The sequence below is a fragment of the Paraburkholderia unamae genome (assembly GCF_003268775.1).
Classification (GTDB): Bacteria; Pseudomonadota; Gammaproteobacteria; order Burkholderiales; family Burkholderiaceae; genus Paraburkholderia; species Paraburkholderia unamae.
Window position 1 is genome coordinate 356,475 of record NZ_QLSU01000004.1, and the last position, 18,495, is coordinate 374,969.

Annotated in this window: 15 protein-coding genes and 1 pseudogene; 7 read left to right on the forward strand and 9 right to left on the reverse strand. The window is 67.4% G+C overall.

Translation table 11 applies throughout. The features are described from left to right. Nucleotide 1 precedes the first annotated feature (1 nt). From rbbA to C7401_RS09115, 8 genes are all read right to left on the reverse strand, one after another. Nucleotides 2–2,755 (reverse strand): ribosome-associated ATPase/putative transporter RbbA, encoded by a 2,754-nt coding sequence (gene rbbA / locus C7401_RS09080; protein WP_112171036.1) that lies wholly within the window; start codon nt 2,753–2,755, stop codon nt 2–4. Continuing rightward, complete coding sequence (locus C7401_RS09085) at nt 2,755–3,822, reverse strand: HlyD family secretion protein (protein WP_112171037.1); 1,068 nt, start codon at nt 3,820–3,822, stop codon at nt 2,755–2,757. Before C7401_RS09085 ends, rbbA begins: the two co-directional genes overlap by 1 nt. 14 nt (nt 3,823–3,836) lie before the next feature. Beyond that, nucleotides 3,837–5,348, reverse strand: a complete 1,512-nt coding sequence (locus tag C7401_RS09090) for an efflux transporter outer membrane subunit (protein WP_112171038.1) — start codon at nt 5,346–5,348, stop codon at nt 3,837–3,839. Nucleotides 5,349–6,035: 687 nt separating this feature from the next. Continuing rightward, nucleotides 6,036–6,515: a carboxypeptidase regulatory-like domain-containing protein gene (locus C7401_RS09095; protein WP_165842101.1), complete on the reverse strand. Its 480-nt coding sequence runs from the start codon at nt 6,513–6,515 to the stop codon at nt 6,036–6,038. Nucleotides 6,516–6,733: 218 nt separating this feature from the next. Then, complete coding sequence (locus C7401_RS09100; RefSeq protein WP_112171039.1) at nt 6,734–8,452, reverse strand: lactate permease LctP family transporter; 1,719 nt, start codon at nt 8,450–8,452, stop codon at nt 6,734–6,736. Nucleotides 8,453–8,551: 99 nt separating this feature from the next. Continuing rightward, nucleotides 8,552–10,030, reverse strand: coding sequence for a LutB/LldF family L-lactate oxidation iron-sulfur protein (locus C7401_RS09105; protein ID WP_112171040.1), 1,479 nt, complete (start codon nt 10,028–10,030; stop codon nt 8,552–8,554). Then, entirely contained in the window at nt 10,027–10,788 is a 762-nt protein-coding gene (locus C7401_RS09110) for a LutC/YkgG family protein (protein ID WP_258396944.1), read from the reverse strand. Before C7401_RS09110 ends, C7401_RS09105 begins: the two co-directional genes overlap by 4 nt. Then, nucleotides 10,785–11,582: a (Fe-S)-binding protein gene (locus tag C7401_RS09115; RefSeq protein WP_112171041.1), complete on the reverse strand. Its 798-nt coding sequence runs from the start codon at nt 11,580–11,582 to the stop codon at nt 10,785–10,787. The genes C7401_RS09110 and C7401_RS09115 overlap by 4 nt, the downstream gene beginning before the upstream one ends. Before the next feature lie 174 nt (nt 11,583–11,756). On the opposite strand from C7401_RS09115, the pseudogene C7401_RS09120 reads away from it, so the two are divergent. The 6 genes and pseudogenes from C7401_RS09120 to C7401_RS09140 form a co-directional block, all read left to right on the forward strand. After that, nucleotides 11,757–12,410 (forward strand): annotated as a pseudogene (locus C7401_RS09120) (FadR/GntR family transcriptional regulator); the annotation flags it as partial. 351 nt (nt 12,411–12,761) lie between these two features. Then, nucleotides 12,762–13,142, forward strand: a complete 381-nt coding sequence (locus C7401_RS09125; protein ID WP_112171042.1) for a VOC family protein — start codon at nt 12,762–12,764, stop codon at nt 13,140–13,142. Nucleotides 13,143–13,314: 172 nt separating this feature from the next. Continuing rightward, the gene (gene ppk2 / locus C7401_RS09130) at nt 13,315–14,262 is read left to right on the forward strand and encodes a polyphosphate kinase 2 (RefSeq protein ID WP_372460312.1); all 948 of its coding nucleotides are present in this window, start codon (nt 13,315–13,317) and stop codon (nt 14,260–14,262) included. Between the two features lie 100 nt (nt 14,263–14,362). Further along, nucleotides 14,363–14,521 (forward strand): type II toxin-antitoxin system RelE/ParE family toxin, encoded by a 159-nt coding sequence (locus C7401_RS45505; protein ID WP_244315043.1) that lies wholly within the window; start codon nt 14,363–14,365, stop codon nt 14,519–14,521. Nucleotides 14,522–14,578: 57 nt separating this feature from the next. Then, a complete protein-coding gene (locus C7401_RS45510; RefSeq protein ID WP_244315042.1) occupies nt 14,579–14,695 on the forward strand; it encodes a type II toxin-antitoxin system RelE/ParE family toxin in 117 nt (38 codons plus the stop codon). A 4-nt stretch (nt 14,696–14,699) separates the two neighbouring features. Next, a complete protein-coding gene (locus tag C7401_RS09140; protein WP_372460308.1) occupies nt 14,700–14,969 on the forward strand; it encodes a helix-turn-helix domain-containing protein in 270 nt (89 codons plus the stop codon). Nucleotides 14,970–15,039: 70 nt separating this feature from the next. On the opposite strand, the gene C7401_RS09145 is transcribed toward C7401_RS09140, so the two are convergent. Next, nucleotides 15,040–16,638 (reverse strand): inorganic phosphate transporter, encoded by a 1,599-nt coding sequence (locus C7401_RS09145; RefSeq protein ID WP_112171045.1) that lies wholly within the window; start codon nt 16,636–16,638, stop codon nt 15,040–15,042. 209 nt (nt 16,639–16,847) lie between these two features. Between C7401_RS09145 and C7401_RS09150 the strand changes: the two genes are divergently transcribed. After that, nucleotides 16,848–18,467, forward strand: coding sequence for a GGDEF domain-containing protein (locus C7401_RS09150; RefSeq protein WP_112171046.1), 1,620 nt, complete (start codon nt 16,848–16,850; stop codon nt 18,465–18,467). Nucleotides 18,468–18,495 lie beyond the last annotated feature (28 nt).

Consider the following 18,495-nt stretch of genomic DNA (forward strand, 5'->3'; position numbering starts at 1 on the left):
GTCAGGACTCCTGCTTCTTGAGCAGCGCGACGGTCACGCCGATCACGACAGGCGTGGCGAGCGCGAGCGGCCAGAACGACTGCCAGAGGTCGTGGAAATCCAGCGCCTTGTTGAACACGCCGCGGCTGATCGTGAGCATGTAGGTGGCCGGATAGAGCTGGCCGATCACGCGCCCCGCGCCCTCCAGCGAGGAAACCGGCGTGAGCAGCCCCGCGAACTGCACGGAGGGCACCATGGTGCCGATCATCGTGAAGAAGAGCGCCGCGATCTGGCTTTTCGTGAACGTGGAGGCGAGCAGGCCGATGGCTGTCGCGCACAGGCTGTAGAGCACGGCCGCGCCGAGCAGTGCGGGAAAGCTGCCCTTGACCGGCACGCCGAACACGGTCACCGCGACGAGCGTCATCAGCAGGAAGTTCAGCAGCGCGAGCAGCACATAAGGCGCCTGCTTGCCGAGCAGGAATTCGAGGCGCGTAACCGGCGTCACGTAGAGGTTGATGATCGAGCCCAGTTCCTTTTCGCGCACCACGGCGAGCGCGGTGAGCATGGCGGGCATCATGAGCAGCAGCACCGGAATCACGGCCGGCACCATGGCGGGCAGGCTGCGCACGTCGGGGTTGTAGCGAAAGCGCGTTTCGACGGAGACCGCGGCGTGCGCGCTCGTGCCGAGGCGCTGCGTGGCCTGTTGCAGCAGCCAGCCCTGGTGCATGCCGAGCACGTAGCCGCGCACGGTTTCCGCGCGCTGCGGGTTCGCGCCGTCGATCCACACGCCGATCTGCACGGGGCGCCCGCGCGCCACGTCGCGCGCGAAACCCGGCGGAATCTCCAGCGCGACCGCAAGCTCGCCGCTGCGCAACCGCTGGTCCATGTCCGCATAGTTCGCGAGGGGCGGCCGTTCGACGAAGTAGCGCGAGCCCGCGAGATTCAGTTCGTAGTTCTGGGAAAGCGTGGTCTGGTCGTGGTCGAGCACGGCGAAGCGCAGGTCCTCCACGTCCATGCTGATGCCGAAGCCCATGACGAACAGCAGCAGCAGCGAGCCCGCGAGCGCGAGCGTGGCGCGCACGGGGTCGCGGCGCAGTTCCAGCGCTTCGCGCCACATATAGCTGAATGCGCGCTGGAAGCTGAAGCCGCGTTGTTGCGCGTGCGCGGCGCTTGCGTGGGTGTCGGCGTTTGCGGTGGCGTTTTCGCCAAGCGCCGCAAGCTCGCCGGTTGCGCTGGCTTCGGTGCCCGCGCCCGCATCGACGAGATACGCGATGAACGCTTCTTCAAGCGTCGCCGCGCCGCGCTTTTGCGTGATGGCCTCGGGCGTGTCGCTCACGAGCACGCGGCCCGCGTGCATGAGCGAGATGCGGTCGCAGCGGCCGGCCTCGTTCATGAAGTGCGTGGAGATGAAGATCGTGACGTGATCTTCGCGCGCGAGGGCGATGAGCAGACGCCAGAAGTTGTCGCGCGCCACCGGGTCCACGCCCGAAGTCGGTTCGTCGAGGATCAGCAGTTCCGGCTTGTGCACCATCGCCACTGCCAGGGAAAGGCGCTGGCGCACGCCGAGCGGCAGGCTTTCGGGCAACGTGTCGAGCGCCTCGGCCAGATCGAAGCGGTCGACCATTTCGTTCACGCGCGCTTCGATCTGATCTTCGGGGACGTGAAAGAGCCGCGCATGCAGCACGAGGTTCTGCCGCACAGTCAGCTCGCCATAGAGCGAGAACGCCTGCGACATGTAGCCCACACGGCGGCGCGTGTCGAGGTCGCGCGGGTTCACCTCGTGGCCGAAGAGCCAGGCCTTGCCTTCGCTCGCGGGCAGCAGGCCCGTGAGCATCTTCATGGTGGTGGACTTGCCGCAGCCGTTCGAACCCAGAAAGCCGAATATCTCGCCGCGCCGGATGCGAAAGCTCACATGATCGACGGCGACGAAGTCGCCGAAGCGCATGGTCAGGTCTTTCGCTTCGATGGCGATTTCCGCGTGCGCGTCGGCTTGCAGCGGCACGATCCTGACCAGCTCGTGGCCGCGCTTCTTCGCTTCGGGCAGCAACGCGATGAACGCCTCCTCGAGCGATTCGGTGGTTGTGCGCGCAAGCAGTTCGGCGGGCGTGCCGGTCGCGAGAATCGCCCCGTCGTCCATTGCGATCAGCCAGTCGAAGCGCTGTGCCTCGTCCATATACGCGGTCGCGACGATCACGCTCATCGAAGGGCGCTCCTTGCGGATGCCGTTGATGAGGTCCCAGAACTGCGCGCGCGCGAGCGGGTCGACGCCCGTGGTGGGCTCGTCGAGTATCAGCAGGTCGGGGTCGTGGATCAGCGCGCAGCACAGGCCGAGCTTCTGTTTCATGCCGCCGGAAAGCTTGCCCGCGGGCCGCGCGAGAAAAGGATCGAGGCCGGTGCTGCGCGTGAGCGCGTCGATGCGGCGGCGGCGCTCGCTTTCGTCGTGACCGAACAGGCGGCCGAAGAATTGCAGGTTCTCTTCGACTGAAAGCGTCGGGTAGAGATTCTTGCCGAGGCCTTGCGGCATGTAGGCGATGCGCGGGCACACCTCGTCGCGGTGCTGCTTGCCGGCCATGTCGCCGCCGAGCACCCACACCGTGCCTTCCTGCACGGCGCGCGCGCCGGCCACGAGCGAGAGCAGGCTCGACTTGCCCACGCCGTCCGGGCCGATCAAGCCGACCATGAGTCCGGCGGGCACGTCTTGCGTCACGTCGCGCAGCGCGACGGTTTTGCCGTAGCGCAGGCTGACGTGTTCGATGCGAACGGCGGGCTCGCTCATCAGGGCACCCGCACCTGGAGGTTGGCGGGCCAGTCTGCGTCGGCGTCGAGCTTGACCCACGCCACGCCCGGCAGGCCGGTTTTCACGTACTTGAGGTGCTGTTGCAGCAGTTCGGGGTCGATCTGCGCCTTCACGCGGAACATGAGCTTTTCGCGCTCGCTCTGCGTTTCCACGGTCTTGGGGGTGAACTGCGCCGTGGACGAAACGAAGGTGATGCGCGCGGGAATCACGTATTGCGGCACGGCGTCGAGCACGATGTGCACGTCCTGGCCGAGCGCCACGCGACCCGCCGCGCTGGTGGGCAGGAAGAAGGTCATGTAGACGTCGGCGAGATCGACCATGTTGAGCACGCGGCCGCCCGCGCCGAGCACTTCGCCCGGCTGCGCCACGCGAAACTGCACGCGGCCCGCGCGCGGCGCGCGCAGATCGCTGTCGGCGATATCCGCCTGAACGCGGTCGATGGTGGCCTGCGCGGCCGCGATGGCCGAGGCCGCGCCCGTTTGCTGCGCGCGCGCGGCGGTCACGGCCGCGGCTGCCGCGGTGACTTGCGCCTTTGCGGCGGCAACCGCGGCCTGGGCGCTGCGCACGCGGGCGCGGTCGTCGTCGAGCTCCTGCATCGACGAGGCGCCTTCCTTCGAGAGCTTTTCGGAGCGCGCGAGACGTCGCCGCGCGGCGTCGAGTTCGCTTTCGCGCTGCGTGACGCCCGCTTCGGCGGCACGCTGGTCGCTTTCGCGCAGCGCAACCTGCGCCTTCGCGCTCGCCTCGGTGTTCACGGCTTGCTGATGCTGCGCCACAGCTTCGTTTCGTTGCGCCTGCAACGTGTCGATCTGCATGTGTGCGAGCACCTGGCCCGCGGTGACGAAATCGCCTTCGCGCACGAGCACGTCCTGCACGCGGCCCGCGAGCTTGGTGGCGACGTCGATCTCGGTCGCCTCGATGCGGCCGTTGCCGCTCACGAAACCGGCGCCCGGACCACGGTCGGAAAGCATGCGCCAGCCGAAATAGCCGCCCGCCGCGAGCGCGATCACGATGACGACGGGGATCAGTTTGCGGGCTGAAATCTGCATGACGGGGACCTCGATCAGGATGGATTCTGTACGCCGGCGGCGGGCGCGGCGGGGTTGACGGGAGTGGCCGAAGGCGTGGCGACATCGTTCCTGAAGCCGCTGCCGCCCAACGCCGAATAGAGCGCGACGCGGCTGGAAAGCAGCGCGCGGCGCGTTTCCACGAGCTGCTGCTGCGCGGCGAGCAGGTCGCGCTGCGCGTCGAGCACTTCGAGGAACGGCGAGGCGCCATGGTCGTAGCGCATTTGCGCGAGGCGCGCGCGCTCGGCCTGGGCCTTTTCGGTCGCGCGCAGCGCATCGACCTGTTCGGCCAGCCACTGGCGCGCGGCGATGGCGTCGGCCACGTCGCGGAATGCCGATTGCACGGCCAGTTCATACGACGTCACGGCCTGGTCGCGCTGCGCCTTCGTGGCGTCGAGATTCGCCTCGCGGCGGCCCATGTCGAAGATGGGCAGCGAGACGGTCGGCCCGAAGCTCCACGCGCGGCTCGGCCCTGTAAAGAGACTGTCGAGCTGCGCGCTGGCGGTGCCGAACGAGCCTGTCAACGTGATCTTCGGGAAGAACTCGGCGCGCGCCGCGCCGATGTTGGCGTTGGCCGCGCGTAGCTGGAATTCGGCGGCGACGATGTCGGGGCGGTTCACGAGCAGGTCGGAGGGCAGGCCTGGCGGGAGGTCGGCCATCACGGCGTTGTCGTCGAGCCGGATGTCTTCGTGCGGCAGTTCGACCGGCTTGCCCACGAGCACCTGCAACGCGTTCACGCGCGTGGCGCGCTGCTGCTGAAGCTGTGCGCCAAGGGCGACGGCCTGACGCCACAATGTTTCGACCTGCTTGAGATCGAGCCTGGACGTCGAGCCCACTTCGTAGCGGCGCTTGAAGATGCGGTAAGACTTTTCGCGGCTCGCGATGGTCTCGTTCATGAGCATGATGCGCTCGTCGAGTTCGCGCAGGCTCAGGTAGCTGTTGGCGACCTGCTCGATCACGGTGAGCGTGACGGCCTGGCGCGCCGCGTCGCTCGCGAGATAGTTTTGCAGCGCCGCTTCCTTGAGGTTCGCTACGCGGCCCCAGAAGTCCAGTTCCCAGCTTGCGAGGCCCACGCCCACCTGAAACTGGTTTCCGGTGACGGACCGCCCCACGCCCGAGAGGTCTGCGGGCACGCGTGCGCGCGCCAGATCGGCCTCCACGCCGATGGTCGGAAACTGGTCGGCGCGGCGAATGCCGTACATGGCGCGCGCTTCGTCCACGCGCTGGATTGCGAGCCGGAGATCGCGGTTGTAGTCGAGCGCGTCGGCAATGAGCGTTTGCAGCGTGGGATCGGTGAAATAGTCCTGCCAGCCGATCAAGGCCGCGTTGGCGGTATGTTCGCCGCCGGTGGCGGGGTTGCCGCTCGCGTCGGGGAAGGTTGCCGGCACGGGCATGGGCGGCGGCTCATAGGGCGGCGCGAGCGAAACGCAGCCCGCCAGCAGGGCGACGAGCACCGCCAGAGGCAGTCGACGCGCGGTGAGGGCGGCGAAGTCGGGGCGGTGGATCATGGCAAAGCTCTCCTCTTGGCGGGCGTGGTGTAAAACGGCTGCCGCAACGACGGGCGTTTCGCTCGATGTGTGCGGCGTGCGGGCGCGCAAGCGCAAAAAAAGCCGCAAAAGAAAGGCCGCGTGCGGACGCCGGCGCGTTAGCGCGCGCTGCACGAAGCAGGGCGGCCGCTGGCCGGCTCAGCCATATGTGTGACGGAGTCGGGTGCGACAAGTGCCGTGGACTGCGGCGCAGTGACGCCCTCAGTCGAGAAAGCGCGGGATGGATGACCGGCATCCAGGCGCGCGGCGCAAGCGGATTGCGGGGGTATGTGGCGCGAGGACGCAGCAAGGCGCGCGGCAGGATCGGTTGCGCACGGGAACGGTGCGCGCGTGCGGGGGGCGTGTTGCGTCGTCGTCATCTCGGGTTCGCGGCAGGCGTGCGACGCGCGAACCGCGGAATGCGTCGCGCATCGAATCCGGGCCGGCAGTGCCATGTGATGTCACGATATGGCCCGGTTACCGATCGATCCTGGCACAACCGGAAAAGTCGTGACGGCCAGGTGCGCTGCGCAATGACGAAGCGGTGAAAGATGGTAGGCGTGCGAGGCGTGTGTCTCGCCTCGCAGGTGAGTGACGTGCGGCGCTATGCGCCGCGTAAAACCGTTGCGCACGCAACGCAACCGCCGCAAAGACGTGGCGCTGCGGCCGTCACATCGGCCAGACGAAGGTTTCGTGAGCGCGCGTGGTCTTGCCGATGTCGACAGTGCGCCGTTCGGTGTTGCCGCCGTGGCTCGCGCTCACGACGTAACGGCCGTCGGGAATCGACACGAGCATGAACGGGCCGCGCGTGCGCGTGGAAAGGAGCGGCGTGCCGTGCATGTCGGCGATTTTCACGGGCACGTTCGCGAGGTATTCGTTGCCGTCAGCCGATTGCCGCGCGAATTCCAGCGAGAGCGGGTACTGGTGCATCGCCGCCTTGAACGCCCCCGACTGGTCGCTGCCGATGCCGCCGGACACATACGCGATGTCGCCCTTGTGCTGGGCGGGCGGCAGGACGCCGACGCTGCCTGTCGCGCTTGCCGCGCTACTGGCCGGAGTGGCTGGAGTGGCCGCCCACGCGCCGGGCGCGCCGATCATGACGGCGAGCGCGAGTGCCGCGCCGATCCACGGAGTTGAGCGTGCTTTCATTGTCGACCTCCATCGATTCGTTTATCGGGTCCGGCCTGCGCCGCGTTTTCGCGCGCGAGTGCGTTCCGGACGAATCCAGCGTAGGCAGCGCGGCTTAAAAGTCCCTTAAAGCAGCGGGATTTCGTGTTTTCGCTGCCCATGCAAAAAGGCCGTTGCCTGCGTGGAGCGGGCAACGGCCTTGCGTGCTGCGACAGCGATTACAACGCTACTGCGCGCCGTTACTGCGGGATCATGCCGGTAAGCACGTAAGCCTGGATCAGCGTCACCAGGCCCACGACAGCCGCGAAGAACAGGCTGTGGCGCACGGTGAAGCGGAACAGCGCCGACTCTTTGCCGACGAGTCCGGTTGCCGCGCATGCCACGGCGATCGATTGCGGCGAGATCATCTTGCCGCTTACGCCGCCGGAGGTGTTGGCCGCGACGAGCAGCGTGTCCGACACGTTGATCTGGTGCGCCGTGGTGTGCTGCAACGAGCAGAACAGCGCGTTCGACGACGTATCGGAGCCCGTGAGGAACACGCCGAGCCAGCCAAGGAACGGCGAGAAGAACGGGAACGCGGCGCCGGTGCCTGCAAGCGCGAGGGCGAGCGTCGACGACATGCCCGAGTAATTCGCCACGAACGCGAAGGCGAGCACGAGGCCAATCGAGAGCACGGGGCGGCGCAGTTCGCCGAGCGTTTCGAAGAACGCGGTCACGGCGGCGCGCGGCTTCATGCGCAGCAGGATCGCGGAAATGATCGCGGTGATCATGATCGCGGTGCCCACGGCGGAAAGCCAGTCGAGCTTGAACACGGCCTCATATGGCTTGGGCGAGGCGACGATCGGCGCGGTGCGCACGACGAGCTGGTCGAGGCCCGGCACGTGCAGGCTCAGGATGGTGCCCGCGAGCGGCCCCTTGGCCGCGAAGAGCGCCTTGAACGGCTTGATGCTCCACACGGTCACGATGGCCGTGAGCAGCATGAACGGCGACCATGCGCGCACGGTCTGGCCGATGCTGTACGGCGAAGCCTGGCGGCTCGAAGCGCCCATGCGCGCGCCGCCTGAACCGCCCGCACCGCCGCCGAAGCCGCCGAGCGTGGCGGCGCCGCCGCTCATTTGCACGTTCGCACCTTGCGCGGCGCGACGCGGCTGCCACACCTTGAGGAACGCGGCGAGCGCGACGAGGCTCACGAGCGCCGAGGTGATGTCCGGCAGTTCGGGCCCGATGTGGTTCGACGTGAAGTACTGCGTCACCGCGAAGCTGCCGCCCGCGACGAGCGCGGCGGGCCACGTTTCCTTCACGCCGCGCTTGCCGTCCATGATGAACACGAGCCAGAACGGCACAAAGAGCGAGAGCAGCGGCAACTGGCGGCCCGCCATCGCGCCGATCAGGAACGGGTCGATGCCCGTCACCTGGCCCGCCACGATGATGGGAATGCCCATCGCGCCGAACGCGACCGGCGCCGTATTGGCGATCAGGCACAGGCCCGCGGCGTAAAGCGGCTCGAAGCCGAGGCCGACCAGCAGCGCCGACGTGATCGCCACCGGCGCGCCGAAGCCCGCCGCGCCTTCCAGGAACGCGCCGAACGAGAAGCCGATGAGCAGCAGTTGCAGGCGCTGGTCGTCGGTGATCGAGAGCACGGAGGCGCGGATGACTTCGAACTGCCCCGTCTTCACGACGATCTTGTAGAGAAACACCGCGGTGACGATGATCCACGCGATGGGCCAGATGCCGTAGGCAAAGCCGAAGCCCGCCGAGACGAGCGCCTGGCGCACGGGCATGCCGTATTCGAAGATCGCCACGGCGAGCGCGAGCAACAGCGTGATCGCGGCGGCTACGTGGCCCTTCATGCGCAGTCCGGCGAGCGCGACGAAGAAGAACAGGATGGGAACGGCGGCCACGAGCGCGGATAGCCACAGACTGCCGAGTGGGGTGTAGATCTGATGCCAGGGTTGCACTACGGTCTCCTCCGATGATGCGGGTAGAAAATTTATGTGAAGCCGTCAGACACGCTTTGCTGGTTATTTCGCATGCCTGATGACTTGAGCGCGATTGCGCTATTGCGGCTGGTTGCGCTCGCGCAGCAGGTCGTGCAGGCTGCGCGGCGCGGGCTTGAGCGGCACGCGGTGCTGTGTCCAGCCCATTTGCTGCGAGGGCGCGAGTCCGCGCAGGCGCGTGACGGCCCAGCGCAGCGCGCGGTACGCGCGCGGGTGCGCGAACGCGCCGCTCCAGAAGCGCCAGATGAACTGCTCGCTGCGGCTGTGATTCGCGCCCTGGCCGCGCAGCGGATGCGCCACGCTTTCCTCGGGGTCGCGGTTCGCTTCGGTGCGCAGGCGCACGAGCAGTTGCGGAATCGGAATGCGCACGGGGCACACTTCGCCGCACGCGCCGCACAGGCTCGAAGCCGTGGGCAGATCGGCGGTGGCGTCGAGCCCGAGCAGATGCGGCGAAATGATCTTGCCGATCGGGCCCGGGTACGTTGTGCCGTAAGCGTGCCCGCCAATGCGCGTGTACACCGGGCAATGGTTCATGCATGCGCCGCAGCGGATGCATTGCAGCGTGGCGCGCAGTTGCTCGTCGGCGTAGGCCTGGCTGCGGCCGTTGTCGAGCAGCACGAGATGCACTTCGCGCGGACCGTCTTTTTCGCCTTCGCGGCGCGGGCTGCTGATCAGGTTGAAATACGTCGTGATCGGCTGGCCCGTGGCCGAGCGCGTGAGCAGGCTCGAAAGCGGCACGATGTGTTCGAGCTTCGCCACCACCTTTTCCATGCCCATGATCGCGACGTGCACGTCGGGCACCGTGGTGGACAGGCGGCCGTTGCCCTCGTTTTCCACGAGCCACAGCGTGCCCGTGTCGGCGGCGGCGAAGTTCACGCCCGAGAGGCCGATCTGCGCGTCCACGAAGGCGCGGCGCAGCGCGCGGCGGCCCGTTTGAATGAGCGTGTCGACGTCTTCGGTAAAGGGTGTGTCCGGAATATGTGCTTCGAACAGATGCCCGATGTCGCCCTTCGTCTTGTGGATGGCGGGCATCACAATGTGCGAGGGCTTTTCGCCCGCGAGCTGGACGATGTACTCGCCCATGTCCGATTCGATGCAGTTGACGCCGCGTTCCGCGAGGTAATGGTTGAGCTCGATTTCCTCGCTCGCCATCGACTTGCCCTTGATCACGCGCGTGGCGGCGTGCCGCTGCGCGATGGCGTGGACGATGCGGTTCGCCTCGTCGGCGGTCTCGGCCCAGTGCACCTGGACGCCGTTGGCGCGCAGCTTCGTTTCCAGTTGTTCGAGCAGTTCGGGCAGGCGGGCGAGCGCGTGCTGGCGCACGGCTTCGCCGAGGTCGCGCAGCGCTTCGAGTTCGTCCGCTTCGGGGAACTGCGCGGCGCGCTTGCCTTGCAGGAAGTCCATCGCGCCGCGAAAGCTCTTGCGCAATTGCGGATCGTCGAGCGCCGTGCGTGCGCGCTGGCGGAATTCGGCCGTCGGCACGAAGTGGAGCGCGCTTTCCTGGGCCGTCGCGCTGGGCGTCTGCGTGGTCGTGCTCATTGGGCGGTTTCCTGCGCTTCGGTGGGCTTGTTCGATGCGTTCGTTGCGTTCGTTGCGTCGTCGTCGTCGGTCACGACGACAACCCACAGCGCACGCGGGCCGTGCGCGCCGTACGCCGTGGTCTGCTGGATATCCGAGGTCTTCGAGGGCCCCGAGATCATCACGAGATTCGTGGGCATGCCGTCGCGCCAGCGCTCCGCGGCCACGGCCGCATGCAGGTCGGCGTGCAGCGTACGCGCGTGGATCAGCGCGACGTGCAGCGGCGGCACGAGCGAAACCGTGCGCGGGGCGTTCGCGTCGGGCACGACCACCAGCGTGCCCGTGGCCGCGAGGCCCGAGCGCGCGACCGTGAAGCCCGCGTCGATCGTGTCGAACAACTCGCTTTTCCATTGCTCGATGGGCTGCGCGTAGCCGCGCGCCTGCACGGCGGCGGGAAGCGCTGCGGCGAGCGCCTGGCCCTCGGTGCTTGCGGGGTCGAGCAGCAGGCGGCGCACGCCCGCGGCTTCGAGCCGCTGCGCGAGATCGGCGGCCCACGTTGCGGCGCTCGCGCGGATCACTTCGGCGTGCGCAGCTTCGAGCATGCGTTCGAACTGCGCGAGGCTTTCGTTCAACGCGAGCGGCGCGTGGGCACGGCGTTCAGCGAAATGCGCGTCGATGCGCGCATCGAGCGCTTCGACCGGCGTGGCGGGCGCGGCGGGGGCATGGCCGCGCAAGCGCCCGAGCATGCGCGCACGCGCGCTCATCGTATCGAGGCTCATGCGGTGTCTCCGCCGGTGCGGCGCCACAGGAACGACGCGAGGTGCTCTACGGCGAGCGGCGCGCCCTTGTGCGCGGCCGCGTGGCCGATGTTGAGGAGGCAGCCGCAATCGGCGGAAACGAGCCGCTCGCAGCCCGTCGCGCAGGCGGAGGCGATCTTGTCGGCGACCATCGCGCCGGAAATGTCGGGGTGCTTGAGCGAGAACGTGCCGCCAAAGCCGCAGCATTCGGACTCGCGCTCGTGCTCGATGCGCGTGACGCCCGGCAGGGCGTCCACGGCTTCCACGCCGTGCACGCGTGTGCCCATCTCGCGCCGCGCGCCGCACGAGGTGTGCAGCACGACGCGTTCTTCGGGTTGCGCAGGACTGCCATACGCGCCGAAATCCACCTTCAGCACGCGCACGAAAAATTCGGTCAGCTCATAGATGCGCTCCGACAGTTCGCTTGCGCGCGCCGCGTTTTGCGCGTCGCCTTCGAACAGGGCGGGCCAGTGGTGACGCATCATGCCCGCGCACGACCCGGAAGGCACGATCACGGGCCAGGGCTTGTCGAACAGGTCGAGCTGCGCGAGCGCGACTTCGCGCGCCTGGCGCGGGTTTCCGCTGCTGTACGCGGGCTGACCGCAGCAGCTCTGGCCGCGCGGGAAGTGGACCGTGAGCCCTTCGCGTTCGAGCAGCTTCACCGCGTCGAGGCCGGCTTGCGGCACGAACAGGTCGACGAGGCAGGTGGCGAACAGATAGACGTCGGTGGGCCGCGCTGGCGTTGCCTGGCCGGTGGAGTAGTGCCGTGGATTCATGTCTCGCTGGATATCGTTGTGCCGCGTGGTGCGCTGGTTTGGGCGCATAATTCCCGGTTCGGGCAAGTGGTTCAAACTGGTTGGACCGCTCGCCGCACATGCCGCACATCACAACGAGACTCGGGGATGGCAATGAGGGACAGGGCGCTCACGCGCGGGCGCGTGGAAACCGTGATGCGGCAGATGGAGACGTCGCTGCTCGACGGCACCTGGCGCGCGGGCGCGAAGCTGCCCTCCGAGCGCGTGCTCGCGCAGCAATACGAGGTGGCGCGCAATACGGTGCGCGAGGCGATCCAGCGGCTCGCCGCGCGCGGCCTCGTGCAGAGCCGGCCGGGCGCGGGCGTGTTCGTCACCGACCAGTTGCGCACGGGCTTCGCGTCGCCCTGGGGGCAGCTCGTGTCCGATCACCCGGCCTTGCGCGACGACATCCTGGAGTTTCGCCGCGTGCTGGAAGGCGCGACCGCGTATTTCGCGGCGCTGCGCGCAAGCGACGACGACCTCGCGCGCATCCGGGCGCTGATGCTGGAACTGGAGCGCACGCGCGAAGTGGACGACAAGGCAGCGGAGGCCGACGCCGACGCGAAGCTGCACGAGGTGATCGCGCAGGCCTCGCACAACGCCATGTTCCTGCACCTGCATACGAGCGTGCTGGGCGTGCTGCGCGAGCACATCACGATCAACGGCACGGGGCTGCGCGTGCAGAACGAGGACGCGCCGGATCTGCTGCTCCAGCAGCATCGCACGCTGTGCGACGCGATCGTCGCGCGGCGTCCCGAGGAGGCGCGCACGGCGATGCAGACGCATATCGACTTCGTGCGCACGCGGGTTGGCGATGAGATCGGCTGGCCGGAAAGTGGTCCGACCAGTGCTGTCAAAACGAGCGCCCCGGTTTGGGGCGGCGGCGCGCAAGGTGCGCCCGCCGGGGCCGCGCGGCGCGGGAAAAGCGCGCAGGGCGGCTCCGGCGCGAGTGCGCAAAAGCGCGGCGCGGGCGCGGGCAAGGCGGCAGGCGCGGCGCGCACGCGCCGCCGCGCGCCGGACGGGCAGGCCTGAGCACAGACCTCAGCGCAGACCTGAGCGCAGACGCCCTTGCCGCCCGGCGCGTGCGAACGCTGCTAAAGTCGTCGGAACCGGTCGCCAGGCGACGAGAGATAACAGCGGGCCATACCGCGGGAGGCAACCATGAACGAGCGCGCCGCGCAGATCGTATCGTTGAGTGCCGTGACGCTGACTGTCAGCGACATCGCGCGCTCCGCGCCCTTCTATGAGGCGCTCGGCTTCGTGCACAAGGCCGGGCCGGCGGTGCCGGGCTTTGCGTCATTCGAACTCGCGGGCGCGGCGGGCGCCTGCTATCTGAACTTGCTGGAGGGACCGCACGGGGCGGTGGGCGGCTGGGGCCGCGTGATTCTCTACGTCGCCGACGTGGACGCGTTCTACGCGCACGCACTGGCGGCCGGGGCGACGCCCGAATTCGCGCCGCGCGACGCGCCCTGGGGCGAGCGCTATTTTCATCTCCTCGACCCCGACGGCCACGAGTTGAGCTTCGCCAGACCGCTCGCGTGAGCGGTTGTGATGCATTTGAAATATTCGTGACACTCGGCGCGCCGATAGTGGCGCGAGGCCGCGTCCGCCTGCGCGAGCTGCAAGGCGCAAGGCGGCGCGACACGGGATGCCAGCTGATCGAACCAGGAGAGAAGTCGCCATGAATGAACTCGACCGCCAGGCGGACGCGCAAGTGCGCGACGCCGAACAACGGGCCGACGAACCGCAGGACGCCGAACAGCGGGAGGCCGAGCTGCATCGCCGCCGCCGTCTCGACGAGGAGCTCATCGACGCCTACGACGAAGAGCTCGAAATGGAGGTGGACGACCGGTTGCAGGAGAGCGGCCTGCATCTCACCGACGAGGCGCGCGCGCTGCGCCGCGTCTATTTCCGCGAGCTGATCCGCTTGCAGGGCGAGCTCGTGAAGTTGCAGGACTGGATCGTGAGCACGGGGCACCGGCTCATCGTGATCTTCGAAGGGCGCGACGCGGCGGGCAAGGGCGGCGTCATCAAGCGCATCACGCAGCGCCTGAACCCGCGCATGTGCCGCGTGGCGGCGCTGCCCGCGCCGAACAACCGCGAGCGCACGCAGTGGTATTTCCAGCGCTATGTGCAGCATTTGCCGGCGGGCGGCGAAATGGTGCTGTTCGACCGGAGCTGGTACAACCGCGCGGGCGTGGAGCGCGTGATGAACTTCTGTACCGACGACGAATATGAGGAATTCTTCCGCTCGGTGCCCGAGTTCGAAAAGATGCTGGTGCGAAGCGGCATCCAGATCGTCAAGTACTGGTTCTCGATCACCGACGACGAGCAGGAAGTGCGCTTCCAGAGCCGTATCGACGACCCGCTCAAGCAGTGGAAGCTCTCGCCGATGGACCTCGAAAGCCGCCGCCGCTGGGAAGCGTATACGCACGTGAAGGAAGTGATGCTGCAACGCTCGCACATTCCCGAAGCGCCGTGGTGGGTGGTGCAGGGCGTGGACAAGAAGCGCGCGCGCCTGAACTGCATTCACCATCTGCTGAGCCAGGTGCCGTATCACGAGATCGAGCACCCGCAGGTGACGCTGCCCGCGCGCGTGCATCATCCCGACTATATTCGCCAGCCGGTGCCGGACGAGATCGTCATTCCGGAGATTTATTGAGCGGGTGGCCGCCTTTGACCTGATTTTGACCTGATCGAGGACAAACGCGGCGATTCTGGGATGCCCGTGGCGCAGTAACATATTTGTTACTATAATCGCCATGGGATACCGGATCGACTTCTACAGCGAACGTGTCGAACGCAGCATCTATGCGCTGCCGAAAATGCTCGCGGTGCGCTTCGTGGCGCTTGCCGAACGTATGGAGCAGCACGGGCCGAACCTTGGAGAGCCGCACACCAAAGCGATGGGTGACGGCTAGTTCGAACTTGGGCTCAAAGGGGCGGAAGGCATCGCGAGGGTGTTCTACTGCGCAATCGTGGATCGTCGTGTCGTGATGCTTCACTGCATTGTGAAAAAGACGCAGCACACGCCGCGCAAGGAACTGGACATTGCGCGTAAGCGGCACGAGGAGGTCAAGAGTGGGAACCTTTAGGGAAATGCGCGAGCGAGTTCTCGCTGATCCCGAGGCGCGGGCGGAATACGACCGGTTGAACCGGGAAGAATTTGCGCTGCTCGACCAGATGCTGGCCGCCCGCCACAAGGCGGGACTCAGCCAGGCGCAGGTGGCCGAGCGCATGGGTACAAAAGCGCCGGCGGTAACGCGGCTCGAACGCGCGCTTGCCTCGGGCGAGCACTCGCCTTCTATCGACACATTGCGCAAATACGCGCAGGCGTGCGGCAAAACGTTGAAGATATCGATCGTCTGAACCCAAACGCCTAATGCAAAAAAGCCGCGCTCCCTCACGGGAGCGCGGCTTTTTTCTCGTCCGTTCGCGCTCAAAACAGGTGCTTGAACACCCAATAAAGCGCCCCGGCCAGCACGATCGAGGCGGGCAGCGTCAGCACCCAGGCCATTACCAGGCTGCGCACCGTGTTCCATTGCAGGCCCGAGCCGTTCGCGGCCATCGTGCCCGCCACGCCCGAGGAGAGCACGTGCGTCGTCGAAACCGGCAGGCCGTACACGTCGGCCGCGCCGATCGTCACCATCGCCACGACCTCGGCGCAGCCGCCCTGGCCATAGCTCAGGTGCTGCTTGCCGATGCGCTCGCCCACTGTCACCACGATGCGCTTCCAGCCCACCATCGTGCCGAGGCCGAGCGCGATCGCGACGGCCACCTTCACCCACGTCGGAATGAACTTCGTCGCGTGGTCGATCTGGCCGCGGAAGTTATCGATGGACTTCGCATCGTCGGCTGAGAAGGCCACCGCCTTTTGCTTGTCGATCAGGCGGATCGCCTCGGAGATCACGTACATGTTGTTGCGCACGTTGTCGACGACCGATTGCGGCACCGCCGCGAGCGAGCCGTAGCCGTGCACCTGGTCGGCCACCTGGTTCGAGAGCGCGGCGAGCGCGGGCACTGTCGTGCTGGAGAGGCTGCGCGAGCCGATGAAGCGCTGCACCTCGGCGCGCGAATCGGCGGGCGCGGCCACGCCGTTCGTGTAGCGCTCCAACGCGCGCGTGGCGTCGTGCGCGACGGCGACGAAGGTCTGCGTTTGCTCGGCCGTCACGGCGCGGTTCAGCGCGTAGGCGGTGGGCACCGTGCCGATCAGGATCAGCATGATGAGGCCCATGCCTTTCTGGCCGTCGTTGGAGCCGTGCGCGAACGAGACGCCCGTGCAGGTGAGGATCAGCAGCGCGCGGATCCAGAACGGCGGCGGCTCCTTGCCCTTCGGCTCCGAATAGAGCGCGGGGACGCGCACGACGGCCTTGAGGATGAGCAGCAGCAGCCCCGCCAGCAGGAAGCCCACGATCGGCGAAAACAGCAGCGACTTGCCCACGCCGAGCGCCTGGCTCCAGTCCACGCCGCTCGTGCCCGTAGCGCCATTCGCGCCGTGCATGAGCTGGTTCATGAGACCCACGCCGATGATCGAGCCGATCAGCGTGTGCGAGCTCGACGAAGGCAGGCCGAAGTACCAGGTCCCCAGATTCCAGATGATCGCGGCGATCAGCAGGGCGAACACCATGGCGAAGCCCGCGCTGCTGCCCACCTGGAGAATCAGCTCGACGGGCAGCAGTTGCAGGATGCCGAAGGCCACCGCGCCGGTGGACGTGAGCACGCCGAGAAAATTCCACGCACCCGACCAGATCACGGCGATGTTGGGCGAAAGCGAGTGCGTATAGATGACGGTCGCAACCGCATTCGCGGTATCGTGGAAGCCGTTCACGAATTCGAAGCCGAGCGCGATCAAGAGCGCGATGCCAAGCAGAAGCCAGGGCAGCGCGGAGCTTTCGCGCACCGGCGAGAGGTCGTCGGCGAGATGCATTCCCACGTACACGGCGCCTGCCGCGATGACAATGAGGAAGGCGAGCAGGCTCGCATTGCGCCCACGCGCCTGGGCGGCGCCCGGTTGGGGTGACAGGGAAAGATCTGGCATGACGGGCACGCTCCTGGGGGATGGAGGGAAGGCAGAGGTTTCGCCTTCGATCGTGAACCGCGCAGGTTTCGGTTTGATGACGGATTTGTGCCAGCCATGCCCTATAAATCGCCGTAGCCCACCCTGCGGCGTGTGAGGCAAACGCTGAATTTCGGTGGCCGGATTCGGGCCTTGCAACGCGGCCCGCCGACTGACGGAGGATTGCGCAGATGCCACGAGGGTTTCTTTCGCCGCATCTTCGGGTGCGTCGATGGGCGCACGCGCAGGCGAAGCGGGCGACGCGCCTGATCGGTCACTATCCGTTCTTCGCGGCGCTCTCGGGCACGCTCGTCGCGACGGTGATGGCGATCCTGACCTACGCGGCGCTCTACGAGGGCCGCGCCGAAGAACTGCGCCACGCGGCCGAGAACTCGCGCAACCTCGTGCAGCTCATCAGCAACGACATCGCGCGCAACATGGAGATTTACGACCTGTCGCTACAGGCCGTGGTCATGGCGGCGCAGCAGCCGCAAACCTGGCTCATGCCCGAGGCGCTGCGCCAGCGCGTGCTGTTCGACCGCGCGACGGCGGCGTCGAACCTGGGCGGCGCCTATGTGATCGACGCCACGGGCCACGTGAGGGCGTCGCAGAACGCGCTCGTGCGAGCCGGGGCGGCGGGTCTTTCGTTCGCCGATCGCGATTACTTCATCGCGCAGCAACGCGACCCGCAGGCAGGCCTCTATTTTTCTCAGCCGTACCGCTCGCGCTTGCGCGGCGGCATACCCAGCATCGGTCTTTCGCGCCGCATCAACGCGCCCGACGGCTCCTTCGCGGGCGTGGCGCTGCTCGGCGTGCGCCTCGATTATTTCCAGCAGCTCCTGGAGCGGATCGACGTCGGGCAGGGCGGACGTCTGTTCATCATGATGCACGACCGCACGCTGCTCGCGAGCAAGCCCGCCTCGCTGCGCGGTGCGGGGGCGAATTATGGCGATCTACCGAATTACGCGATTTTTTCGCACCACGACGCGGGCTCCTTCACGGCCCATTCGGCGCTCGACGGCGTGGAGCGCATCTTCACCTATGCGCATGTGAAAAACGCGCCGCTCATCGTCGTCGTGGCGCCTGCCGTGGCGGACGTGCTCGCGGGCTGGCGGCGGCGCAGCTACATCGCGCTGGTCATGACGACGGTGTTCGGCGGCGCGTGGGTCGCGGTGTCCTGGGTGCTCGCGTTCGCGCTGCGCGACAAGGTCGTGGCCGAGAGCGAGTTGCTGCGCCTCGCCGTGACCGACCCGCTCACGGGACTGGCGAACCGGCGTGCGCTGGACCGGCGCCTCGTGGAGGAATGGCAGCACGCGGTGCGCGACGGCACGCCGCTTTCCGTGCTGTTTTTCGACATCGATAACTTCAAGCTTTTCAACGACACCTACGGACACAGCGCCGGCGACGAGGTGCTGACCTTCACGGCCGGGCGCATCGCGGCCGGTTCGAGGCGCGCGACGGATCTCGCCGCGCGCTTTGGCGGCGAGGAGTTCGCGGTGGTGCTGCCGGGTACGGCGCTCGAGGCCGCAACGCGCATTGCGGAGAAGATCCGCCAACGCATCGAGTCGGCGAATCTCACGCTGAACGGTACGCACCACGGGTGCGTGACGGTCAGCGTGGGGTGCGCGAGCTGCAATCCGCCGGTCGGCGGCAGCGGGGCGAAGCTGCTTGCCGAAGCCGACCGCCTGCTCTACGAGGCCAAGGATGCCGGCCGCAATCAGGTCCGCTCGCAACAATGGACCGACGAGGGCGCGGAGCCGGTGGTGGATTCCGAAGCCGGAACCCGAGGCCGCGACGCGCCCGCGAGCTGACGCAATCCGGCTTGCCGCGCGCCCGCTA